At 61.5% G+C, this 20,523-nt stretch carries 19 protein-coding genes; 10 read left to right on the plus strand and 9 right to left on the minus strand.

The genetic code is table 11. The annotated features are described in order from the left end of the window. Positions 1 to 68: 68 nt before the first annotated feature. The 5 genes from HBN98_RS02125 to HBN98_RS02145 form a co-directional block, all read right to left on the minus strand. Complete coding sequence (locus HBN98_RS02125) at positions 69 to 1,226, minus strand: phospholipase D-like domain-containing protein (RefSeq protein WP_083366777.1); 1,158 nt, start codon at positions 1,224 to 1,226, stop codon at positions 69 to 71. A gap of 1 nt (position 1,227) precedes the next feature. Beyond that, a complete protein-coding gene (locus HBN98_RS02130; protein WP_083366778.1) occupies positions 1,228 to 1,818 on the minus strand; it encodes a YceI family protein in 591 nt (196 codons plus the stop codon). Between the two features lie 251 nt (positions 1,819 to 2,069). Then, entirely contained in the window at positions 2,070 to 2,366 is a 297-nt protein-coding gene (locus HBN98_RS02135; RefSeq protein WP_083366779.1) for an amidase, read from the minus strand. Continuing rightward, the gene (locus tag HBN98_RS02140) at positions 2,363 to 3,442 is read right to left on the minus strand and encodes a serine hydrolase domain-containing protein (RefSeq protein ID WP_083366780.1); all 1,080 of its coding nucleotides are present in this window, start codon (positions 3,440 to 3,442) and stop codon (positions 2,363 to 2,365) included. Before HBN98_RS02140 ends, HBN98_RS02135 begins: the two co-directional genes overlap by 4 nt. 135 nt (positions 3,443 to 3,577) lie before the next feature. Next, positions 3,578 to 4,459: an acyl-CoA dehydrogenase middle domain-containing protein gene (locus HBN98_RS02145; protein WP_083366781.1), complete on the minus strand. Its 882-nt coding sequence runs from the start codon at positions 4,457 to 4,459 to the stop codon at positions 3,578 to 3,580. Positions 4,460 to 4,612: 153 nt separating this feature from the next. On the opposite strand from HBN98_RS02145, the gene olsB reads away from it, so the two are divergent. Together olsB and HBN98_RS02155 are read left to right on the plus strand one after the other, a co-directional pair. After that, positions 4,613 to 5,368 carry an L-ornithine N(alpha)-acyltransferase gene (gene olsB / locus HBN98_RS02150; RefSeq protein WP_003222441.1) on the plus strand — a complete coding sequence of 252 codons (756 nt, stop codon included), beginning with the start codon at positions 4,613 to 4,615 and terminating at the stop codon, positions 5,366 to 5,368. Then, positions 5,368 to 6,162, plus strand: coding sequence for a lysophospholipid acyltransferase family protein (locus HBN98_RS02155; protein WP_083366782.1), 795 nt, complete (start codon positions 5,368 to 5,370; stop codon positions 6,160 to 6,162). The genes olsB and HBN98_RS02155 overlap by 1 nt, the downstream gene beginning before the upstream one ends. A gap of 109 nt (positions 6,163 to 6,271) precedes the next feature. On the opposite strand, the gene HBN98_RS02160 is transcribed toward HBN98_RS02155, so the two are convergent. Next, positions 6,272 to 6,850 (minus strand): acyl carrier protein phosphodiesterase, encoded by a 579-nt coding sequence (locus HBN98_RS02160; protein ID WP_083366783.1) that lies wholly within the window; start codon positions 6,848 to 6,850, stop codon positions 6,272 to 6,274. A 169-nt stretch (positions 6,851 to 7,019) separates the two neighbouring features. Here HBN98_RS02160 and HBN98_RS02165 point away from each other — a divergent pair, with 169 nt between their 5' ends. From HBN98_RS02165 to HBN98_RS02175, 3 genes are read left to right on the plus strand one after another with little or no spacing between them, the layout of a single operon-like run. Further along, positions 7,020 to 7,340 carry an ArsR/SmtB family transcription factor gene (locus HBN98_RS02165; protein ID WP_003222436.1) on the plus strand — a complete coding sequence of 107 codons (321 nt, stop codon included), beginning with the start codon at positions 7,020 to 7,022 and terminating at the stop codon, positions 7,338 to 7,340. A gap of 5 nt (positions 7,341 to 7,345) precedes the next feature. Further along, positions 7,346 to 8,512 (plus strand): MFS transporter, encoded by a 1,167-nt coding sequence (locus HBN98_RS02170; RefSeq protein ID WP_083366784.1) that lies wholly within the window; start codon positions 7,346 to 7,348, stop codon positions 8,510 to 8,512. A 30-nt stretch (positions 8,513 to 8,542) separates the two neighbouring features. Further along, positions 8,543 to 9,592, plus strand: a complete 1,050-nt coding sequence (locus HBN98_RS02175; RefSeq protein ID WP_064586372.1) for an alkene reductase — start codon at positions 8,543 to 8,545, stop codon at positions 9,590 to 9,592. Positions 9,593 to 9,807: 215 nt separating this feature from the next. Here HBN98_RS02175 and emhR read toward each other — a convergent pair whose 3' ends face one another. Next, the gene (gene emhR / locus HBN98_RS02180) at positions 9,808 to 10,440 is read right to left on the minus strand and encodes an efflux system transcriptional repressor EmhR (protein ID WP_064586371.1); all 633 of its coding nucleotides are present in this window, start codon (positions 10,438 to 10,440) and stop codon (positions 9,808 to 9,810) included. A 267-nt stretch (positions 10,441 to 10,707) separates the two neighbouring features. Between emhR and emhA the strand changes: the two genes are divergently transcribed. From emhA to HBN98_RS02205, 5 genes are all read left to right on the plus strand, one after another. After that, positions 10,708 to 11,865 carry an efflux RND transporter periplasmic adaptor subunit EmhA gene (gene emhA, locus HBN98_RS02185; RefSeq protein WP_083366785.1) on the plus strand — a complete coding sequence of 386 codons (1,158 nt, stop codon included), beginning with the start codon at positions 10,708 to 10,710 and terminating at the stop codon, positions 11,863 to 11,865. Positions 11,866 to 11,868: 3 nt separating this feature from the next. Next, on the plus strand, positions 11,869 to 15,033 hold the full coding sequence (gene emhB / locus HBN98_RS02190; protein ID WP_064586369.1) for an efflux RND transporter permease subunit EmhB: 3,165 nt from the start codon (positions 11,869 to 11,871) through the stop codon (positions 15,031 to 15,033). Further along, on the plus strand, positions 15,030 to 16,490 hold the full coding sequence (emhC, locus tag HBN98_RS02195) for an efflux RND transporter outer membrane subunit EmhC (RefSeq protein ID WP_064586368.1): 1,461 nt from the start codon (positions 15,030 to 15,032) through the stop codon (positions 16,488 to 16,490). The genes emhB and emhC overlap by 4 nt, the downstream gene beginning before the upstream one ends. A 374-nt stretch (positions 16,491 to 16,864) precedes the next feature. Continuing rightward, a complete protein-coding gene (locus HBN98_RS02200; RefSeq protein ID WP_083366786.1) occupies positions 16,865 to 18,124 on the plus strand; it encodes an OprD family porin in 1,260 nt (419 codons plus the stop codon). A 283-nt stretch (positions 18,125 to 18,407) separates the two neighbouring features. Next, positions 18,408 to 19,214: a methyltransferase domain-containing protein gene (locus HBN98_RS02205; protein WP_083366787.1), complete on the plus strand. Its 807-nt coding sequence runs from the start codon at positions 18,408 to 18,410 to the stop codon at positions 19,212 to 19,214. 107 nt (positions 19,215 to 19,321) lie between these two features. On the opposite strand, the gene pcaC is transcribed toward HBN98_RS02205, so the two are convergent. Together pcaC and pcaD are read right to left on the minus strand one after the other, a co-directional pair. Next, positions 19,322 to 19,714: a 4-carboxymuconolactone decarboxylase gene (gene pcaC / locus HBN98_RS02210; protein ID WP_003222417.1), complete on the minus strand. Its 393-nt coding sequence runs from the start codon at positions 19,712 to 19,714 to the stop codon at positions 19,322 to 19,324. Positions 19,715 to 19,724: 10 nt separating this feature from the next. Next, on the minus strand, positions 19,725 to 20,516 hold the full coding sequence (pcaD, locus tag HBN98_RS02215) for a 3-oxoadipate enol-lactonase (RefSeq protein WP_083366788.1): 792 nt from the start codon (positions 20,514 to 20,516) through the stop codon (positions 19,725 to 19,727). Between the last annotated feature and the right edge of the window lie 7 nt (positions 20,517 to 20,523).

Genomic DNA, 20,523 nt, shown 5'->3' on the forward strand with positions numbered 1-20,523 from the left:
TGCATTGGGATGGTGTACACCCCTGTAGGAGCTGCCGCAGGCTGCGATCTTTTGATCTTGCTTCTGCTTCAACCGCGTCTGTCGAGAATGTTGACTACCACCCGATCCACCCAGCCCCAAATCCGCTGCTTGACCCGCCGCCACAACGGCCGGCGCTGCCACTCCTCCAGACTGACCTGCTGACTCAGGCCGAAGTCCTTCTCGAAACTCTGCACCACCGCTGCCGTCAACGACGGGTCCAGCGCCTCCAGGTTCGCCTCCAGATTGAAGCGCAGGTTCCAGTGATCGAAGTTGCACGAGCCGATACTCACCCATTCGTCCACCAGCACCATTTTCAGGTGCAGGAAGCACGGCTGGTATTCGAAAATCTGCACCCCGGCCTTGAGCAGGCGCGGGTAGTAGCGATGCCCGGCGTAGCGCACCGACGGGTGATCGGTACGCGGCCCGGTCAGCAGCAGCCGCACGTCAACCCCGCGGGCAGCAGCCTTGCGCAGCGAGCGGCGGATGTTCCAGGTTGGCAGGAAATACGGGGTGGCCATCCAGATGCGTTTCTGCCCGCTGTTCAAGGCGCGGAACAGTGATTGCAGAATGTCGCGATGCTGGCGCGCATCGGCGTAGGCCACGCGGCCCATGCCCTCGCCCATTTCCGGGACCTTGGGCAAGCGTGGCAGACCGACATGCGCGGACGGTTTCCACGCCCGGCGATGGCGGTTGGCGATCCATTGGCGGTCGAACAGCACTTGCCAGTCGAGCACCAGCGGGCCGCTGATTTCCACCATCACCTCGTGCCACTCGCTGGTGTCCTGCCCCGGCGTCCAGAACTCATCGGTGACACCGGTGCCGCCGACCACCGCCAGACGCTGATCGACCAGCAGCAATTTGCGGTGATCACGATAGAAATTGCCGACCCAGCGCCGCCAGTTCAGGCGATTGTAGAAGCGCAGTTCGACCCCGACCTGAATCAGACGCTGACGCAGGTGCAGGGTAAACGCGAGACTGCCGTAGTCATCGAACAGGCAGCGCACCCGTACACCGCGCTCGGCGGCTTGCACCAGCGCTTGCACCACGGCTTCGGCACAGGCGCCCGCCTCCACCAGATACAACTCCAGCTCGACCTGCTCTTCGGCGCGGGCAATTTCCACCAGCATGCGCGGGAAGAATTGCGGGCCGTCGATCAACAGCTCGAACCGGTTGCCGTCACGCCACGGAAACACCGCGCCGCGCATGTCAGCGCGCCGTGAAGATCAGCACCGCACCCACCGGCACTGACAGACTGATGGCCGACAGATCGGCCAGTTTGCGCAGGCTTTCCAGGCCCGGGACAAGATCGAAATCCTCGGCGTTGATCACCAGCGGTTCCAGCGTCACGACTTGAAAACGCCGGTCATCGAGACGGGTGGCGAGCAGTTCGGCGGGGTATTCGTGTTGCTTGCCGTGCAGGTTGACGGTCAGCGGCAGACGTAATTCCAGCTGCGCGCCGGGGGCCAGGTCGTTGATCGGGCGCAGGTCGATCTGGGTGCTGATGGTCGCTTCGGGGAATTGCTCGATCTGGAACAGTTCCTTGCGCATGCGCTCGTCACGCAGCGGGATGCCGCTGTTGATCGAATCCATTTCGACTTCGACCTCGGCCCGACCGCTGGGGTCGACCTTGCCGTGCAGCACCAGAAAGCGCTGCACTTCGGAAATGTGGGCATTCTTCGTGCTGACAAACGACAGCCGCGACGACTCGCCGTCCAGATACCAATTGGCCTGCGCCGGCAACGCGGCAGCGGCCAGCAGCAGACTGGCGAAGGCTTTATAGAGGGGGCGGTTGAACATTGCATACTCGTGGGGGCGATAAACCTGCACGAACCTTAACTGGCTGGGGCGTTATTGCAAACTTTCAGAGATCACCTCCCCGGATTCTGGTGATTTCTTGTGGCGAGGGAGCTTGCTCCCGCTCGGCTGCGCAGCAGTCGTAAAACCTGAACACATGTTCTGACTGAAGCATCGCGGCGCCGGGTTTTGGGAGCGCTTCGCACTCCAGCGGGAGCAAGCTCCCTCGCCACAGGGGGATGGTGTCTCTTGGATCAGGGATTGAGGCGACAGCCCTGGCGTTCGTTGTGCCACTGGGCGCGATTGCTGCGACCCATGCCGCTGACGGTGATGGTTTTGCTGGCGCTGTCATCGGTGAATGCGCTGGTCGGCAGCCATTGTTTGACATAGCCACGGCAATATTCGGCGTCGTTGTTCATCACGTAACGACAGGAACAATATTCCTTGGCGGTGTAGGCGCTGATGATGTCGGGGAAGGCCCACAGATTTTCGCGTTCGTAGCCGACCCAGCCGAGCAGCAGGACAAGCAGTAGCAACAAGAAGCGCTTCATGGCTGCACCGCCTTCAGTACGCGCTTGAGCAGTTCGTTATGGCGGTAGCTGCCGTCGCGATCATCGGCGTAACGCACGATCACCAGTTTCTCGCTGGGGATCACATACAGCGCCTGGCCCCAGTGGCCGAGGGCGGCGAAGGTGTCGGGCGGTGCGTCGGGCCACGGCGAGGCGGCGCCATCGGCCGGACGATTGAGCCACCAGTGGCCGCCGGGCACGGCTTCGTCTTGATGGGCTTTGTAACCGGCGAAGGGAGTGCGGTTGAACGCCACCCAATCCTTGGGCCATAACTGCCGATCATGCCAGCGGCCGTCGCGGGCCATCAACAGGCCGATTCGGGCCAGATCCCGTGCGGTGAGGTAGGCATACGACGAGGCGACAAAGGTGCCGCCGGCATCGGTTTCCCACACGGCGTGACGAATGCCCAACGGCTCGAACAACGCCGTCCACGGATAATCCGGATAACGCTGCGGCCCGACCATGTTCTTCAGCGCCGCCGCCAGCAGATTGCTGTCGCCACTGGAATAACGGAACGCCTGACCCGGTGCGGCGTAGGCGTCGTGATTGGCGGTGAACGCGGGCATGTCGCGATGCCCTCGGGTGTAGAGCATCGCCACCACCGAGGATTTCAGCGGGGCGTATTCGTAGTCTTCCTGCCAGTCCAGCCCCGAGGCCCAGTGCAACAGATCAGCCACTGTGATTGCCGGGTGTTTTTCCAGCGCCGGATAAAACTTCGAAACCGGGTCATCCTGTTTGAACAGGCCCTCGCCATACGCCACGCCGAGTACCGTCGCCATCAGGCTTTTGCTGATCGACCAGGTCAGGTGCGGGGTCTCTGCCCGGGTCGGGCCGGCGTAGCGTTCGTAGATGATTTGGCCGTCGCGAATGATCAACAAGGCGTCGGTGCGGATGCCTTGGCGGGTGGTGTCGTCGCGGGCCGGGAAGGCGTAGGTTTCCAGTGCCTCGACAGCAGGGCCGCCGAGCTTCGCGCCGCTCGGCCATTGTTCGCCGGGCCATTGCTCGGCGTGGACCGTAAAGCTGATCAGCAGCAGAAACAGGGACAGGCCTTTGAACATGGAAAAGTCTCAACCGACGGGTGCGAAGATCATCGCCCAGAAAAATGACAATCTCCCGATCACTGTAGGAGCTGCCGCAGGCTGCGATCTTTTGATTGTGCTTTAAAGATCAAAGATCGCAGCCTGCGGCAGCTCCTACAGGGGAATGTGCAGGGCTTTGGCCAAGCGCTTGGCCCGCGCGGCCGCCGCCAACTGCATCACCGACTGATCCCGCTGCCACATCTGCGCCCACTGCGGATTTCCCTCGCACAACGCCTGATCCACCTCAACCTTCAGCGCTTCAAACTGCGCAAACAACCCACCCAGCAACACATGCCCGGCCGGATTGTCCGGCGGCTGGCGGCTCACTTCGGCACACCCGGCCAACAGCGCCAGCAAGCGCAACAGCAGCGTCTGCGGCCAGTCACTGTCCTGGCCGACGCCATACAGCCACGCGGTCATCGCGCTCAACACATAAACGTCTTCCAGGGTGCGGAACGGTTTCACATAAGCCTCCCAGCCATCCCCCGCGAGCAACTCGCACAGCGCCCCGTCGAGATGCAGCCGGCCATGGCTGATGTCCGGCATCAGCGGCAGCGCCGGGAGTTTTTCCACGCGAACGCCGGGTTCGCCGGGATACACCACCGCCAGATTCAGACGTGGTGACTCGCCGGGCGCTTCACTGCGCGCCGCGACGAGCAGCCAGTCCGCCGCATCCCCCGCCGTGACGAAATCTTTCTGCCCGCTGAGGCGCAAATCCGTCAGGCGCGTCTGCATGTCCGCCGGGCGCAGGCTGCGCTGTTCGGTTGCGCACAACGCGCCAAGGCTTGGCGGCGCGCTCGGCCAGAGCATGCGCAATGCCGCCTGGTAACCCACCAGAAACGCCAGCCCCGGTGTCGCCATCCGCCGCCCTCCCGCGACCGCCAGTTCGAACGGCGTGACGTTGCCCAGTTGATGCAGCAACGTGGCGAAACCCTCCGCCAGATCAGCAGCGCCAGGCAGGCGTTCACGGTTTTCGAGCAGGTTGGGCCAGGGCATAAGAGGCTCCTTGTGGGCTGTCATACAAGCATCACCAAACGTTCATGGCGATGACACCGGGGCTACATAGCCTGACTTTGCACAACATGGCTGCATAAAGAAAGTCGATCGGCTGCAACCCACGACGGGTTCAAGGCCCGTACGGAGATTCACATGACTCAGATCGCCCGCATCAGCGACACCGGCAATGAACGCCGCCTGCAAGCCGAACGCCTGATCGGCGCCGAGGCCCTGCAGCAAGCCCAGGCCCTGCGTTTCAACGTCTTCAGCGGCGAGTTCAACGCCAAGCTGAAAGGCGCGGAACTGGGTCTGGACATGGATGACTATGATGTTCACTGCAGCCACATCGGCGTACGTGACCTGAACACCGGGCGTCTGGTTGCCACCACCCGTTTGCTCGATCACACCGCCGCCAGCAGCCTGGGCAGGTTCTACAGCGAAGAAGAATTCAGCCTGCATGGCCTGGCGCATCTGCAAGGCCCGATCCTGGAAATCGGCCGTACCTGCGTCGACCCGGCCTACCGCAACGGCGGCACCATCGCCGTGCTCTGGGGTGAACTGGCCGAAGTCCTCAATCAGGGCGGCTACAGCTACCTGATGGGTTGCGCGAGCATCCCGATGCAGGACGGCGGCGTGCAGGCCCATGCGATCATGCAGCGTCTGCGTGAACGCTACCTGTGCACCGAACACCTGCGCGCCGAACCGAAAAATCCGCTGCCATCGCTGGATATTCCATCGAACGTGATCGCCGAAATGCCGCCGCTGCTCAAGGCCTACATGCGCCTGGGCGCGAAGATCTGCGGCGAGCCGTGCTGGGACGAGGACTTCCAGGTCGCCGACGTGTTCATCCTGCTCAAGCGCGACGAACTCTGCCCGCGCTATGCCAAGCACTTCAAGGCGGCCGTGTGATGAGCCGGTTGCGGGTGTACGCGCGGATCGCGCGGGTGCTGCTGGTGGTGGCGCTGGGCCTGACCATGGCCAGCGTTTTCGGGGTGTTCGAACGCATTGGCCTGGCGCACTCGATGCAACGTCGGCAGCGCTGGTCGCGATTCTTCATGGCCCGTTTGAGCAATGCCCTGCCCTTTCGCGTGACCGTGCATGGCGAGTTGCCGAAACAGCCGATGCTGTGGGTCAGCAATCATGTGTCATGGACCGACATTCCCCTGCTGGGCATGCTCACGCCGCTGTCGTTTCTGTCCAAGGCCGAAGTGCGCACCTGGCCGGTGGCCGGTTGGCTGGCGGCCAAGGCTGGCAGCCTGTTTATCCGTCGCGGTTCGGGCGACAGCCAGTTGATCCGCAAACAGATGACCCGCCATTTGCAAACACAGCATCCACTGCTGATGTTCCCGGAAGGCACCACCACCGACGGCCGTTCGCTGCGCACCTTCCACGGTCGCCTGCTGTCGGCGGCCATCGATTCGGAAGTGATGCTGCAACCGGTGGCGATCCGTTACCTGCGCGATGGCGAAATCGACTCGCTGGCACCGTTCATTGGCGACGATGACTTGCTGTCACACCTGATGCGCCTGTTCAGCAATGATTGCGGCGATGTCGAGGTTCATCTGCTCAAGCCGATCGCCTGTCAGGATCGCGAGCGTGCGGCTTTGGCGTTCGAGGCGCAGCAAGCAGTGCAGAAGGCGTTGTTTGGTGATATCGCCAAACCGGCCGAACCACGGCGTGCCGGCGAGCTGATCGCCGCCTGAAACACAGATCCCTTTTGTAGGAGTGAGCCTGCTCGCGATAGCGGAGGGTCGGTCGATATTTATTTGACTGATCCACCGCTATCGCGAGCAGGCTCACTCCTACAAGGTTTCAGGGGGATGGCTGATGTTGTGCAAAATCCTGCAGATGCGGGTAGAACAACGCGAAGTCTTCACTCAACGGCTCATACAACCGCCGCAACTCCTGCATCGCCCCCGCCAGTTCCTCCGGCCGGGTCAGGCGTCGGGAGATCCCGCGCAGCACCTGCTCCAGCACTTCGAACTCCTGATACGAGCCCAGCCAGTCATGGGCGACCATGTGCGGCGCGATCTTCGCCAGGCGCTCGGGCAATTGCCGTTCACTCGCCAGCACGCGGTACACGTCGGCGGTGAACTGCTCCAGCGGCTGCTCGGCGTACAGCGCCCAGTCGCGCGCCAGGCAATGGTCGAAAAACACATCGAGGACAATCCCGGCGTAACGCCGGCGGGTCTGGGTGAAGCGTCCAAGCGCGGTGTCCACCAACGGGTGGCGATCAGTGAACACATCGATCCGCCGGTGCAAGTGAATCGCCGCTTCGATCTGCGGCGCAAACTGCCCCTGCAGCCGTCCTTTGACGAAATCGCCATACAGACTGCCGAGTAATTGCTCGGGGTGCTGGCCTCCGAGGTGTAAATGTGCGAGATAGTTCATGGGCGCAGCTTAGCACTGCGCGCTTTCATCGTTACACCACACATATCGTTATAACCCGATATACCGATTTATGCGGTCGTCAGATCAAATTCATATTGGTATATCGCGAAATACCGATTTAAAGTTCGCCTCATCGCGATATAGCGCTACACATCACGAGCATAAAGCCATGAACCTCGACCTCGACGAAATAATAAAAGCCCTGGCGCACCCAGTACGGCGAGACATCCTCATCTGGCTGAAAGATCCCAAAGCACAGTTTCCGGAACAGATTCACAACCACGAGTACGGCATCTGCGCCGGGCAGATCGATCAACGCTGCGGCCTGTCGCAGTCGACCGTCTCCGCCCACCTGGCGACCCTGCAACGCGCAGGCCTGATCAGCAGCCAGAAAGCCGGCCAGTGGCACTTCTTCAAACGCAACGAGGACGTGATCCAGGCGTTCCTCGACGCCATCGTCAAAGAGCTCAGCGCTCCCACAAGGAATTGATTCAAATGCCCCTCTCGCTACTCATTCTGGCCTTGAGCGCCTTCGCCATCGGCACCACCGAGTTCGTCATCATGGGCCTGTTGCCCGATGTGGCGGCTGACCTCGGTGTGTCGATCCCGGGCGCCGGCTGGCTGGTGACCGGTTACGCCCTGGGCGTGGCCATCGGCGCGCCGTTCATGGCACTGGCCACCGCCAGACTGCCGCGCAAGGCTGCACTGGTCGCGCTGATGGGCATTTTCATCGTCGGTAACCTGCTGTGCGCCATCGCCAGTGACTACAACGTGCTGATGTTTGCCCGTGTCGTCACCGCGCTGTGCCACGGTGCGTTCTTCGGTATCGGTTCTGTGGTAGCCGCCGGGCTGGTGGCGCCGAATAAACGGGCGTCGGCCGTGGCGCTGATGTTCACCGGCCTGACCCTGGCCAACGTGCTCGGCGTGCCGCTGGGTACGGCGCTGGGTCAGGAAGCCGGCTGGCGTTCGACCTTCTGGGCGGTGACCGTGATTGGTGTTGTGGCGCTGATCGGCCTGATCCGCTTCCTGCCGGCCAAGCGTGACGAGGAAAAACTCGACATGCGTGCCGAACTCGCGGCCCTCAAAGGCGCCGGCATCTGGCTGTCACTGAGCATGACCGCGCTGTTCGCCGCGTCGATGTTCACCCTCTTCACCTACGTCGCGCCGCTGCTCGGTGATGTCACCGGCGTCTCGCCCAAAGGCGTGACCTGGACCCTGCTGCTGATCGGCCTGGGGCTGACGGTGGGCAACATCATCGGCGGCAAGCTGGCGGACAAACGCCTCGGCGCCACCCTGATCGGCGTGTTCGTGGCAATGGCGGTGATCTCCACCGTGCTGAGCTGGACCAGCGTCGCGCTGATCCCGACGGAGATCACCCTGTTCCTCTGGGCCACCGCATCGTTTGCCGCCGTGCCGGCGCTGCAAGTCAACGTGGTGACCTTCGGCAAGGCTGCACCGAATCTGGTGTCGACCCTGAACATCGGCGCTTTCAACATCGGCAACGCTTTGGGCGCCTGGGTTGGCGGCAGCGTCATCGCTCACGGTTTCGGCCTGACCAGCGTGCCCCTGGCCGCCGCCGCGCTGGCCGTGCTCGCGCTGCTGGTGACCCTGATCACTTTCCGTCAGAACGGCACTGCCGGCCTGGCCCCTGCTACCCACTGATTAACCACTTCACTGACGAGGGTTGTACACATGGCAACTATTTTCGATCCGATCAAACTGGGCGACCTCGAGCTGTCCAACCGCATCATCATGGCCCCGCTGACTCGCTGCCGCGCCGACGAAGGCCGCGTACCCAACGCGCTGATGGCCGAGTACTACGTGCAACGTGCCTCCGCCGGCCTGATTCTCAGCGAAGCCACGTCGGTGACGCCGATGGGCGTCGGCTACCCGGACACCCCGGGCATCTGGTCCAACGATCAGGTACGCGGCTGGACCAACATCACCAAAGCCGTACACGCTGCCGGCGGCAAGATCGTCCTGCAACTTTGGCACGTCGGCCGCATCTCGCACCCGTCGTACCTGAACGGCGAAGCACCGGTCGCGCCGAGCGCCATCCAGCCTAAAGGCCACGTCAGCCTGGTGCGTCCACTGGCCGATTACCCGACTCCACGCGCCCTGGAAACCGCTGAAATCGCCGAGATCGTCGAGGCCTACCGCACCGGTGCCGAGAACGCCAAGGCCGCCGGTTTCGACGGCGTGGAAATCCACGGCGCCAACGGCTACCTGCTCGACCAGTTCTTGCAAAGCAGCACCAACCAGCGCACCGACAATTACGGCGGCTCCCTGGAAAACCGTGCGCGTCTGTTGCTGGAAGTGACTGATGCCGCGATCGACGTCTGGGGCGCCGGCCGTGTCGGTGTGCACCTGGCACCGCGCGCCGACTCCCACGACATGGGCGACGACAACCTCGCCGAGACCTTCACCTATGTTGCTCGCGAGCTGGGCAAGCGTGGCATCGCCTTCATCTGCTCCCGCGAGAAAGAAGGCGCCGACAGCCTCGGCCCACAACTGAAAGAAGCCTTTGGCGGCGCGTACATCGCCAACGAGCGTTTCACCAAGGACAGCGCCAATGCGTGGCTGGCTGAAGGCAAGGCTGACGCTGTAGCGTTCGGCGTACCGTTCATTGCCAACCCGGACCTGCCGGCACGCCTGAAAGCCGATGCCCCGCTGAACGAGCCGCGTCCTGAGCTGTTTTATGGCAAAGGCCCGGTCGGCTACATCGACTACCCGACGCTGTAAGCCAAACCCCATGAAACGCTAGAAACGCAAAAGCCCCCGACTTGTGAAAGTCGGGGGCTTTTTCTTGGGCGCCCGGTGCCGGGCAGCTCACACTCGTTCACAAGGACGACACAAAATCCCTACAAAATCCGCAGCTCGCTACGATTAAACTCGCGTCCCGCTGCTATATGAAAGCAACCGGATTGTTATAACCTGTGCCAATCACGCATTTTGTTTCATTTGCGCAGGCTGGGGCTCAGGCGCAGCATATCCAGCCCGGTATCGACCCAGCGCTCGGCTTCGGCGTGCAATTCGAAGCTGTCGGGCGCCAATAGCCATCCATACAGAAGGCCATCGATATAGCCATGAATGCTGATGGCCGCCCGGGCAGTGTCGAGATCTTCCGGCAACTGGCCGCGATTCACCGCATTACGCAGGGTCAGCCCGATACGCAGATTGCAATCGAGACTGGCCGCTCGGCGCTGCTGGCGCAAATCGCACATTTCATCGGTGAACTCGCACTTATGAAACAGAATTTCGTTGATGCGCCGGGTCTTGGGGTCCAGCGCAACTTGATGAAACAAATGAATCAGCAGCTTGCGCATGCAACCCAGCGGATCCACTTCGTCCTCGCTTTCGCTGGCCTTGGCCAGTTCATCCAGCGGCTCATGCAAGCTGTCGAGCATGGCCTGCACCAGGTCGGCCTTGTTGCTGAAATGCCAGTAAATGGCACCGCGCGTCACGCCGGCCAGGGCCGCGATATCCGCCAGGGTCGTACGCGCCACGCCCCTTTCATAGAAAGCTTTCTCGGCCGCTTCAAGAATCTGGCTTCGCGTTTCTGCAGCTTCCTCTTTGGTACGACGGACCATGGCAGTAAAACCTCAAACAGGATGTTTCAGGGATGGCTGAATATCCGCTGAATAAAGAGGGGGCCGATCTCTCACGAATCGGCTCCCCGGCCTACAATTTCAAACCTTGCGACGACTTTTGTAACAGGGTGGGTACGACGCCAGGGTGTTTACAAACAACCATGAACGTAAGTATATTCCTTAGCAAGCTACTTATCCACTCGACCCGATTTTTTTACCCTTTCACACTTCTTGTGCGCAATGTGCGCGCCTGACCCGAGGATCTTCATGCAATTCAAGCCAGCTGTTACCGCTCTGGTCACTGCCGTCGCCCTGGCATCGCTGCTCAGCGGATGTAAAAAGGAAGAAGCGGCCCCTGCCGCTCCGCCTCCTCAGGTCGGCGTCGTCACCCTGCAACCACAAGCGTTCACCCTCACGTCCGAACTGCCGGGGCGCACCAGTGCGTACCGCATCGCTGAAGTTCGACCACAGGTCAACGGCATCATTCTCAAGCGCCTGTTCAAGGAAGGCAGTGACGTCAAGGCCGGTCAGCAGCTGTATCAGATCGACCCGGCCGTCTACGAAGCCACCCTGAAAAGCGCCGAAGCCAGCCTGCGTTCGACCAAGTCGATCTCCGACCGCTACAAGCAACTGGTCGATGAGCAGGCGGTCAGCCGCCAGGAATACGACACCGCAGTGTCCAACCGCATGGAGTCGGAAGCCTCGCTGCAGAGCGCGCAGATCAACCTGCGTTACACCAAGGTCTATGCGCCGATTTCCGGGCGTATCGGTCGTTCTTCGGTGACTGAAGGTGCGCTGGTCAGCAACGGCCAGACCGACGCGATGGCGACGATCCAGCAACTGGACCCGATCTATGTCGACGTCACCCAGTCATCGGTTGAACTGCTGGAACTGCGCCGCGAGCTGGAAAGCGGCCGCCTGCAGAAGGCCGGCGACAACTCGGCAGCGGTCAGGCTGACCCTCGAAGACGGCAGCCAGTACAAGCTCGACGGTAAGCTGGAATTCTCCGAAGTATCGGTCGATCCGACTACCGGTTCCGTGACCCTGCGCGCCGTGTTCCCGAACCCTGACCACACCTTGTTGCCGGGCATGTTCGTCCACGCACAATTGCAGGCTGGCGTGAACAGCGCTGCGATTCTCGCACCGCAGCAAGGCGTGACTCGCGACCTCAAAGGCACCCCGACCGCGCTGGTCGTCGGCCCGGACAACAAAGTCGAACTGCGCCAGCTCAAGGCCAGCCGCACCGTCGGCAGCCAGTGGCTGATCGAAGACGGCCTGAAGGCCGGCGATCGTCTGATCACTGAAGGGCTGCAATTCGTCAAACCGGGAGTTGAGGTCAAAGCGACCGAAGCCACCAACGTCGGTAACAAGAACCCGGCCCCCGCTCAGGCAGCTGACAAAGCCGCTGGCGGCAAAGGGGAGTAACTCATGTCAAAATTTTTCATCGACCGTCCGATTTTCGCCTGGGTAATTGCCCTGGTGATCATGCTGGTCGGGGCACTTTCGATCCTGAAACTGCCGATCAACCAATACCCGAGCATTGCGCCGCCGGCCATTGCGATCTCCGTGACCTATCCGGGTGCTTCGGCACAGACGGTTCAGGACACCGTTGTTCAAGTGATCGAGCAGCAACTCAACGGTATCGACAACTTGCGTTATGTATCCTCGGAAAGTAACTCCGACGGCAGCATGACCATCACCGCGACCTTCGAGCAAGGCACCAACTCCGACACCGCGCAGGTTCAGGTTCAGAACAAGCTGAACCTGGCCACCCCGCTGCTGCCGCAGGAAGTGCAGCAACAGGGTATCCGCGTGACCAAGGCAGTGAAGAACTTCCTGCTGGTAATCGGCGTGGTATCGCGTGACGGCAGCATGACCAAGGACGACCTGTCCAACTACATCGTGTCGAACATGCAGGACCCGATCTCGCGGACCGCCGGTGTCGGTGACTTCCAGGTCTTCGGTGCCCAGTACGCGATGCGCATCTGGCTTGACCCGGCCAAGTTGAACAACTTCAACCTGACTCCGGTCGACGTGAAAACCGCGATTGCGGCGCAGAACGTCCAGGTTTCGTCCGGTCAGCTCGGTGGCTTGCCTGCGGTGCAGGGCCAGCAACTGAACGCCACGATCATCGGCAAGACCCGTCTGCAGACCGCCGAGCAGTTCAAAGAGATTCTGCTCAAGGTCAACAAGGACGGCTCGCAGGTTCGCCTGAAAGACGTCGCCGACGTCGGCCTGGGTGGTGAGAACTATGCGATCAGCGCCCAGTTCAACGGCAGCCCGGCGTCCGGTCTGGCGGTGAAACTGGCCAACGGCGCCAACGCCCTCGACACCGCCAAGGCTCTGCGCAAGACGATTGACGACCTCAAGCCGTTCTTCCCGCAAGGCATGGAAGTCGTATTCCCGTACGACACCACGCCAGTGGTGACCGAGTCGATCAAGGGTGTGGTTGAAACCCTGGTCGAAGCGATTGTGCTGGTGTTCCTGGTGATGTTCCTGTTCCTGCAAAACTTCCGCGCTACGGTCATCACCACGATGACCGTGCCGGTGGTATTGCTCGGTACGTTCGGCATCCTCGCGGCATTCGGTTTCAGTATCAACACGCTGACCATGTTCGGCATGGTGCTGGCCATCGGCTTGCTGGTGGACGACGCCATCGTTGTGGTGGAAAACGTCGAGCGGGTGATGAGCGAGGAAGGCTTGTCACCGAAAGAGGCGACCAAGAAGTCCATGGGTCAGATTCAGGGCGCCCTGGTCGGTATCGCCCTGGTACTGTCGGCGGTACTGCTGCCGATGGCGTTCTTCAGCGGTTCCACCGGTGTGATCTACAAGCAATTCTCGATCACCATCGTGTCGGCCATGGCGTTGTCGGTCATGGTTGCGCTGATCTTCACGCCGGCGCTGTGCGCGACCATGCTCAAGGCGATCCCGCACGGTGAGCATGGCACACCGAAAAAGGGTTTCTTTGGCTGGTTCAACCGCAACTTCGACCGCGGCGTTCGCGGCTACGAGCGCGGTGTCGGCAACATCCTTCAGCGCAAGGCGCCGTACCTGCTGGCATATCTGCTGATCGTGGTTGGCATGATCTGGCTGTTCACCCGTATTCCGACTGCATTCCTGCCGGAAGAGGACCAGGGCGTACTGTTTGCTCAAGTACAGACCCCGGCAGGTTCCAGTGCCCAGCGCACCCAGGTGGTCGTGGATGAAATGCGTGAATTCCTGCTGCGTCCGACCAAGGATGGCGGAGAAGGTGACGCGGTAGCCTCGGTGTTCACCGTGACCGGCTTCAACTTCGCCGGCCGCGGCCAGAGCTCGGGTATGGCGTTCATCATGCTCAAGCCATGGCATGAGCGTAACGCCGACAACAGCGTGTTCAACCTCGCCGCCCGCGCGCAGCAGCACTTCTTCACCTTCCGCGATGCGATGGTGTTCGCGTTCGCCCCGCCAGCGGTGCTGGAGCTGGGTAACGCCACCGGTTTTGACGTATTCCTGCAGGATCGTGCCGGTATCGGTCATGAAAAGCTGATGGCGGCGCGCAACCAGTTCCTTGGTATGGCTGCGCAGAGCAAAGTGCTTACGCAAGTACGTCCGAACGGACTGAACGACGAACCGCAGTTCCAGCTGGAAATCGACGACGAAAAGGCCAGTGCACTGGGCATTACCATCAGTGACATCAACAACACCCTGTCGATTGCACTGGGCAGTAGCTACGTGAACGACTTCATCGACCGCGGTCGGGTGAAAAAGGTGTATATCCAGGGCCAGCCGGATTCGCGCATGAGCCCGGAAGACCTGAAGAAATGGTACGTGCGCAATGCCAGCGGCACCATGGTGCCATTCTCGGCTTTCGCCAAGGGTGAGTGGATCTACGGTTCACCGAAGCTGGCCCGTTACAACGGTGTGGAAGCGGTCGAGATTCTCGGTGCCCCGGCGCCGGGTTACTCCACCGGTGAAGCCATGGCCGAAGTCGAAGCGATTGCCAAGAAGCTGCCGGCCGGTGTCGGTATCTCCTGGACCGGTCTGTCCTACGAGGAACGTCTGTCCGGCTCGCAAGCGCCAGCGCTGTATGCCCTGTCGTTGCTGATGGTGTTCCTGTGTCTGGCGGCGCTGTATGAAAGCTGGTCGATTCCGATCGCGGTCATGCTCGTGGTGCCACTGGGGATCATCGGTGCGTTGATGGCCACCAGCCTGCGCGGCCTGTCCAACGACGTGTACTTCCAGGTGGGTCTGTTGACGACCATCGGTCTTGCGGCTAAAAACGCCATTCTGATCGTCGAATTCGCCAAGGAGCTGCACGAGCAAGGGCGCAGTCTGCGCGACGCGGCGATCGAAGCGTGCCGCATGCGTCTGCGACCGATCATCATGACCTCGCTGGCGTTCGTCCTCGGTGTAGTACCGTTGGCGATCTCCACTGGCGCCGGTTCAGGCAGTCAGCACGCGATCGGTACCGGCGTGATTGGCGGTATGCTCACGGCCACGATCCTGGCGATCTTCTGGGTCCCACTGTTCTTCGTCACGGTTTCGTCCCTCGGCCAGCGTAAAGTCGCCGACCAGGACGAGACGACTGAAACTCCTAAAGAGGCTGGCCAATGAGCAAGTCGCTACTCTCCATCGCAGTCGCCGCCTTCGTGCTGAGCGGTTGCTCGCTGATACCCGATTATCAGCAGCCTGAAGCACCGGTCGCGGGCCAATACCCGCAGGGCCCGGCGTACTCGCCGGCCCAGGCCCCGGCGCAAGCCGCTGCCGAGCAGGGCTGGAAGCAGTTTTTCCATGACCCGGCCCTGCAGCAGCTGATCCAGGTGTCGCTGGAAAACAACCGCGACCTGCGTGTCGCGGCGCTGAACATCGACGCTTACGCGGCTCAATACCGCATCCAGCGTGCCGACTTGTTCCCGGCCGTTTCGGCCAATGCCAGCGGCAGCCGTCAGCGGGTTCCGGCGCGTGCGTCGCAGACCGGTGAAGCGGGCATTACCAGCTCCTACTCCGCCACCGTCGGCATCAGTGCCTACGAACTCGACCTGTTTGGTCGGGTTCGCAGTCTGAGCGAACAAGCGCTGCAACAATACTTCGCCACCGAAGAAGCGCGGCGCAGCACCCAGATCAGCCTGGTGGCCAGTGTGGCCAATGCCTACCTGACCTGGCAGGCCGACAAGGAACTGCTCAAGCTGACGCAAGACACCCTCGGTGCCTTCGAAGAAAGCTACAAACTGACCAGCCGCAGCAACGAAGTCGGCGTGGCCTCGGCGCTGGACCTGGCGCAGTCGCGCACCTCGGTGGAAAACGCCCGTGCACAACTGGCCAAGTACACCCGCCAGGTGGCTCAGGACGAAAACAGCCTGACCCTGTTGCTCGGCACCGGTATTCCGGCCAATCTGCAAGCGGCCAAACCGCTGTCGGATGACCTGCTCAGCGACGTACCGGCCGGTCTGCCTTCGGACCTGCTGCAGCGTCGTCCGGACATCCTCCAGGCCGAGTACAACCTGAAGGCCGCCAACGCCAACATCGGCGCCGCCCGTGCAGCGTTCTTCCCGAGCATCAGCCTGACGGCTAACGCCGGTTCGCTGAGCCCGGACCTGTCCGGCCTGTTCAAGGGCGGTTCGGGCACGTGGCTGTTCCAGCCGCAGATCAATCTGCCGATCTTCAACGCCGGCAGCCTGCGCGCCAGCCTCGACTACGCCAAGATCCAGAAGGACATTGGCGTGGCGAACTACGAGAAGTCGATTCAAACCGCCTTCCAGGAAGTCGCCGACGGCCTGGCGGCCCGCCAGACCTACACCGAGCAGTTGCAGGCGCAGCGTGACTTCGTCGCGGCCAACCAGGATTACTACCGCCTGGCCGAGCGTCGTTACCGCATCGGTGTCGACAGCAACCTGACCTTCCTCGATGCCCAGCGTCAGCTGTTCAGTGCGCAACAGGCTCTGATCACCGACCGCCTCGCGCAGCTGACCAGTGCGGTCAACCTGTACAAGGCATTGGGTGGTGGCTGGAATGCGCAAACCGCGCAGAACGAACCGCTGAAAGAAGAAGCACCGAAGATGAAGCTGTTCTGATCATCCGGTGATACAAGGAGCCCGCCATTTGGCGGGCTTTTTGTTGCTTGAAAATCAAAAGATCGCAGCCTTCGGCAGCTCCTACAGGGGAACGCATTTCAAATGTAGGAGCTGCCGAAGGCTGCGATCTTTTGACCTTCAATGCTGTTCGATAATCGCCCAAAACCCGCTTTCCCCGATTGAATCGCGCCCACCGCGCCCCGCACCATTCGTCCCACAAAACCAATAACAACAGGTTCGACACCATGTTCCCGCGCCCTGTCCCGTCCGGCTGATCGCCGCCGCTTCATCACAAATTCTGCAAGCTCTTGCCTGCCCCGAAAATGGCGGCAACGGCCCCGTTCGACCCCAAAAAAATAACAAGAGACCCCGCGATGACTCATCCAATTGCGCCGTACGCACTTCCCGGCCTGATCGCCCTGGCCCTGACCGGCGTCGCCCTGCCCGCCGCCGCCGAAGAAGCCGGTTTCCTCGAAGGGGCGAAGGCCAACCTGAACCTGCGCAACTTCTACATCAACCGCAACTTCACCAACCCGACCAAGGCGCAGGGCAAGGCTGAAGAGTGGACGCAGAGCTTCATCCTCGACGCCAAATCCGGTTTCACCCAAGGCACCGTCGGCTTCGGCATGGACGTGCTCGGTCTGTATTCGGTCAAGCTCGATGGCGGCAAAGGCACCGGCGGCACCCAACTGCTGCCGCTGGATCACGACGGGCGCCCGGCGGACACGTTCGGCCGCACCAACGTGGCGTTCAAGGCCAAGTTGTCGCAGACCGAAATCAAGGTCGGTGAATGGATGCCGGTGCTGCCGATCCTGCGTTCGGATGACGGGCGTTCGCTGCCGCAAACCTTCCGTGGCGGCCAGATCACCTCCAAGGAGATCGACGGCCTGACGCTTTACGGCGGGCAGTTCCGCGCCAACAGCCCGCGCGACGACAGCAGCATGAGCGACATGTCGATGTTCGGTAAACCGGCGTTCACCTCCGATCGCTTCAACTTTCAGGGTGCTGAATACCAGTTCAACGAAAAACGCACGCAGATCGGCCTCTGGAACGCCGAGCTCAAGGACATCTACAGCCAGCAATACGTCAACCTGATCCACAGCCAGCCACTGGGCGACTGGACCCTGGGCGCCAACCTCGGCTTCTTCTATGGCAAGGACGACGGCAGCGCCCGCGCCGGCGAACTCGACAACAAAACCTGGTCGGGAATGTTTTCCGCCCGGTACGGCGGCAACACCTTCTACGTCGGCTTGCAAAAACTCACTGGCGACAGCGCCTGGATGCGCGTCAACGGCACCAGCGGCGGCACCCTGGCCAACGACAGCTACAACGCCAGCTATGACAACGCGCAGGAGCGTTCATGGCAGGTGCGCCACGACTACAACTTCGCCGCCATGGGCATCCCCGGCCTGACCCTGATGAACCGCTACATCAGCGGCGACAACGTACACAACGGGACCATCACCGACGGCAAGGAATGGGGGCGCGAATCGGAACTGGGCTACACCGTGCAGAGCGGCACCTTGCGCGACCTGAACGTGCGCTGGCGCAACTCGACCATGCGGCGTGACTTCAGCAACAACGAGTTCGACGAAAACCGCCTGATCATCAGCTATCCGATCAGCTTGCTCTGATTCGAGAATGGCCCCGGATTATCTGCAGGCGCTGCCGCAGGCTCCGATCTTGTGCTGTTTAAGAGCAAAAGATCGCCGCCTGCGGCAGCACCTACATGTAAAGGAATATCAGAGAGCCATCCGTCAGGATCTGTGGCACTTCGCCGGGCCTCGGATAAAGTAGGAATTACCTGAAGGACTCAGGCGCCACACCCTCTCCGCTTCCGTTATCTGTAGTTGTTGGTCCTCAAGCTTTGGCCAGATTGTCATCGGAAGACACTGCTGATCATCGGAGGACCACCTCATGATCAATCTACTCAAGGCTGCACCCGACTGGGACGCCAAGGCGTACCAGCAGTTTGCCCGTCAACGCCAGCGCCCGGTCAACGAATTGCTCGACCGCGTCGAACTGGACTTCCCCAAACGCATTTACGACCTGGGTTGCGGCACCGGCATCGCCACGCAACTGCTGGCCAAGCGCTGGCCGCGTGCGCAGTTGCATGGGGTCGACAGCTCCGCACAAATGCTCGACGAGGCTCGTTGCCTGCCGATCAACGCGTTATGGAAAGAATGCGACCTGCTCGACTGGAAACCCGAACAACCCGCCGATCTGCTGCTTGCTGCGGCGGTGCTGCATTTCATTGGCGATCATCAACGACTGCTGCCGCGCCTGCTGGGGCATCTGAACCCCGGTGGTTGTCTGGCGGCGCACATGCCGGACTGGCGCGATGCGCGGTGGTATCGACTGATGCTCGAGACCCTCGACGATGCCGGCCCAAGACACACCCCCATCGGCACTCCAGAACTGCGCCGGCGCATGGCGGCGCGGCCGTTGTTGGCATTGGAGGATTATTATCGCTTGCTGGCGCCGCTGACCACGTCGCTGGACATCTGGGAAACCGAGCAATTGCAGGTGGTCGGCGGCAAGTCACCGATCTATGACTGGGTGAAGGTCTCGGCGCTGCGGCCGGTGATGCAGGCGCTGACGTTGCAGGAACAGGCGCGGTTTATCTACCACTTCCTGATGCGCGTGCATGAGCATTATCCGCGAGAGAAAAACGGGCAAACGCTGTTTCCGTTCAAGCGGATTTTCATTGTCGCCAGCGTTTGAAGATCAAAAGATCGCAGCCTGCGGCAGCTCCTACAGAGAAACGCATTCCAAATGCAGGAGCTGCCGCAGGCCCGAGCCGCGATCGGACGATCCGTTGAATCCATTGTTCACTCCCGGGATTCGACACCCAGCTCATCCCACACCGATTCGGCCAGATGAAACGTCGCATTCGCCGCCGGAATCCCGCAATAAATCGCACTCTGCATGATCACTTCCTTGATTTCGCCCCGGCTCACGCCGTTGTTCGCCGCGGCGCGCAAATGCAGTTTCAGCTCGGCCTCGCGGTTCATCCCGATCAGCATGGCGATGGTGATCAGGCTGCGGGTGTGCCGCGGAAGGCCTGGGCGGGTCCAGATGTCGCCCCAGGCGTGGCGGGTGATCATCTCCTGGAACTCCGAGTTGAACTCGGTCAGCGCATTCAGGCTGCGATCGACGTGGGCATCGCCCAGTACCGCGCGGCGGACTTGCAGGCCTTCGTCGTAACGTTGTTTCTCGTCCACAGACTTTCCCTCAATGAGCGTTCAAAAACGCCAACACACGATCGCTGAAATCGGCGCCGGCCTGCACGTTGGACAGGTGCGCGGCATAGAACTCGGCGTACTCGGCACCGCGCACATGCTCCTGAATGAAATGCCCGCCGGACGGTGGCGTCACCGCGTCTTCAGTGCCGGCGATCACCAGTAGCGGCAGGTTGATCGAGGCCAGTTGCTCACGGAAATCGGCATCACGCACCGCCGCGCAATTGGCCGCATAACCTTCAGGCGAAGTCGCCGCGAGCATGTCGGTAATCTTCTTCGCGGCGGCGGGATTGGCCGCCGAAAAGTCCGGGGTAAACCAACGGGCAATCGACGCATCGCGCAGCGCAACCATCGCCGCCGGGCCGTCGCGCAACACGGTTTCGATGCGCGGATTCCACACCGACGGGTCGCCGATCTTCGCGGCGGTGTTGCACACGATCAGTTTGTGCAGACGGTGACCGGCATTGATCCCCAGCCACTGACCGATCAGACCGCCCATCGACAATCCGCAGAAATGCGCGTGTTCGATGTGCAACGCATCGAGCAAGCCGAGCACATCCCGGCCCAGTTGCTCGATGCTGTACGGGCCTGGTGTCACCAACGACTGGCCGTGACCGCGGGTGTCGAAACGCAGCACCCGGAATTGTTCGGTGAACGCCGGCATCTGCGCGTCCCACATGTGCAGATCGGTGCCCAGCGAGTTGGACAGCACCAGCACCGGCGCCTCGGCCGGCCCATCCAATTGATAGTGCAGTTCGCCATCGGCGAGTTGAACGAAAGCCACAGCCCTC

The sequence above is a fragment of the Pseudomonas koreensis genome (genome assembly GCF_012986595.1).
GTDB lineage: Bacteria > Pseudomonadota > Gammaproteobacteria > Pseudomonadales > Pseudomonadaceae > Aquipseudomonas > Aquipseudomonas koreensis.

Coding starts and splice junctions, on each gene's coding strand:
- HBN98_RS02125 (WP_083366777.1), bottom strand. CDS start 1,226: ATGCGCGGCGCGGTGTTTCCGTGGCGTGACGGCAACCGGTTCGAGCTG.
- HBN98_RS02130 (WP_083366778.1), bottom strand. CDS start 1,818: ATGTTCAACCGCCCCCTCTATAAAGCCTTCGCCAGTCTGCTGCTGGCC.
- HBN98_RS02135 (WP_083366779.1), bottom strand. CDS start 2,366: ATGAAGCGCTTCTTGTTGCTACTGCTTGTCCTGCTGCTCGGCTGGGTC.
- HBN98_RS02140 (WP_083366780.1), bottom strand. CDS start 3,442: ATGTTCAAAGGCCTGTCCCTGTTTCTGCTGCTGATCAGCTTTACGGTC.
- HBN98_RS02145 (WP_083366781.1), bottom strand. CDS start 4,459: ATGCCCTGGCCCAACCTGCTCGAAAACCGTGAACGCCTGCCTGGCGCT.
- olsB (WP_003222441.1), top strand. CDS start 4,613: ATGACTCAGATCGCCCGCATCAGCGACACCGGCAATGAACGCCGCCTG.
- HBN98_RS02155 (WP_083366782.1), top strand. CDS start 5,368: ATGAGCCGGTTGCGGGTGTACGCGCGGATCGCGCGGGTGCTGCTGGTG.
- HBN98_RS02160 (WP_083366783.1), bottom strand. CDS start 6,850: ATGAACTATCTCGCACATTTACACCTCGGAGGCCAGCACCCCGAGCAA.
- HBN98_RS02165 (WP_003222436.1), top strand. CDS start 7,020: ATGAACCTCGACCTCGACGAAATAATAAAAGCCCTGGCGCACCCAGTA.
- HBN98_RS02170 (WP_083366784.1), top strand. CDS start 7,346: ATGCCCCTCTCGCTACTCATTCTGGCCTTGAGCGCCTTCGCCATCGGC.
- HBN98_RS02175 (WP_064586372.1), top strand. CDS start 8,543: ATGGCAACTATTTTCGATCCGATCAAACTGGGCGACCTCGAGCTGTCC.
- emhR (WP_064586371.1), bottom strand. CDS start 10,440: ATGGTCCGTCGTACCAAAGAGGAAGCTGCAGAAACGCGAAGCCAGATT.
- emhA (WP_083366785.1), top strand. CDS start 10,708: ATGCAATTCAAGCCAGCTGTTACCGCTCTGGTCACTGCCGTCGCCCTG.
- emhB (WP_064586369.1), top strand. CDS start 11,869: ATGTCAAAATTTTTCATCGACCGTCCGATTTTCGCCTGGGTAATTGCC.
- emhC (WP_064586368.1), top strand. CDS start 15,030: ATGAGCAAGTCGCTACTCTCCATCGCAGTCGCCGCCTTCGTGCTGAGC.
- HBN98_RS02200 (WP_083366786.1), top strand. CDS start 16,865: ATGACTCATCCAATTGCGCCGTACGCACTTCCCGGCCTGATCGCCCTG.
- HBN98_RS02205 (WP_083366787.1), top strand. CDS start 18,408: ATGATCAATCTACTCAAGGCTGCACCCGACTGGGACGCCAAGGCGTAC.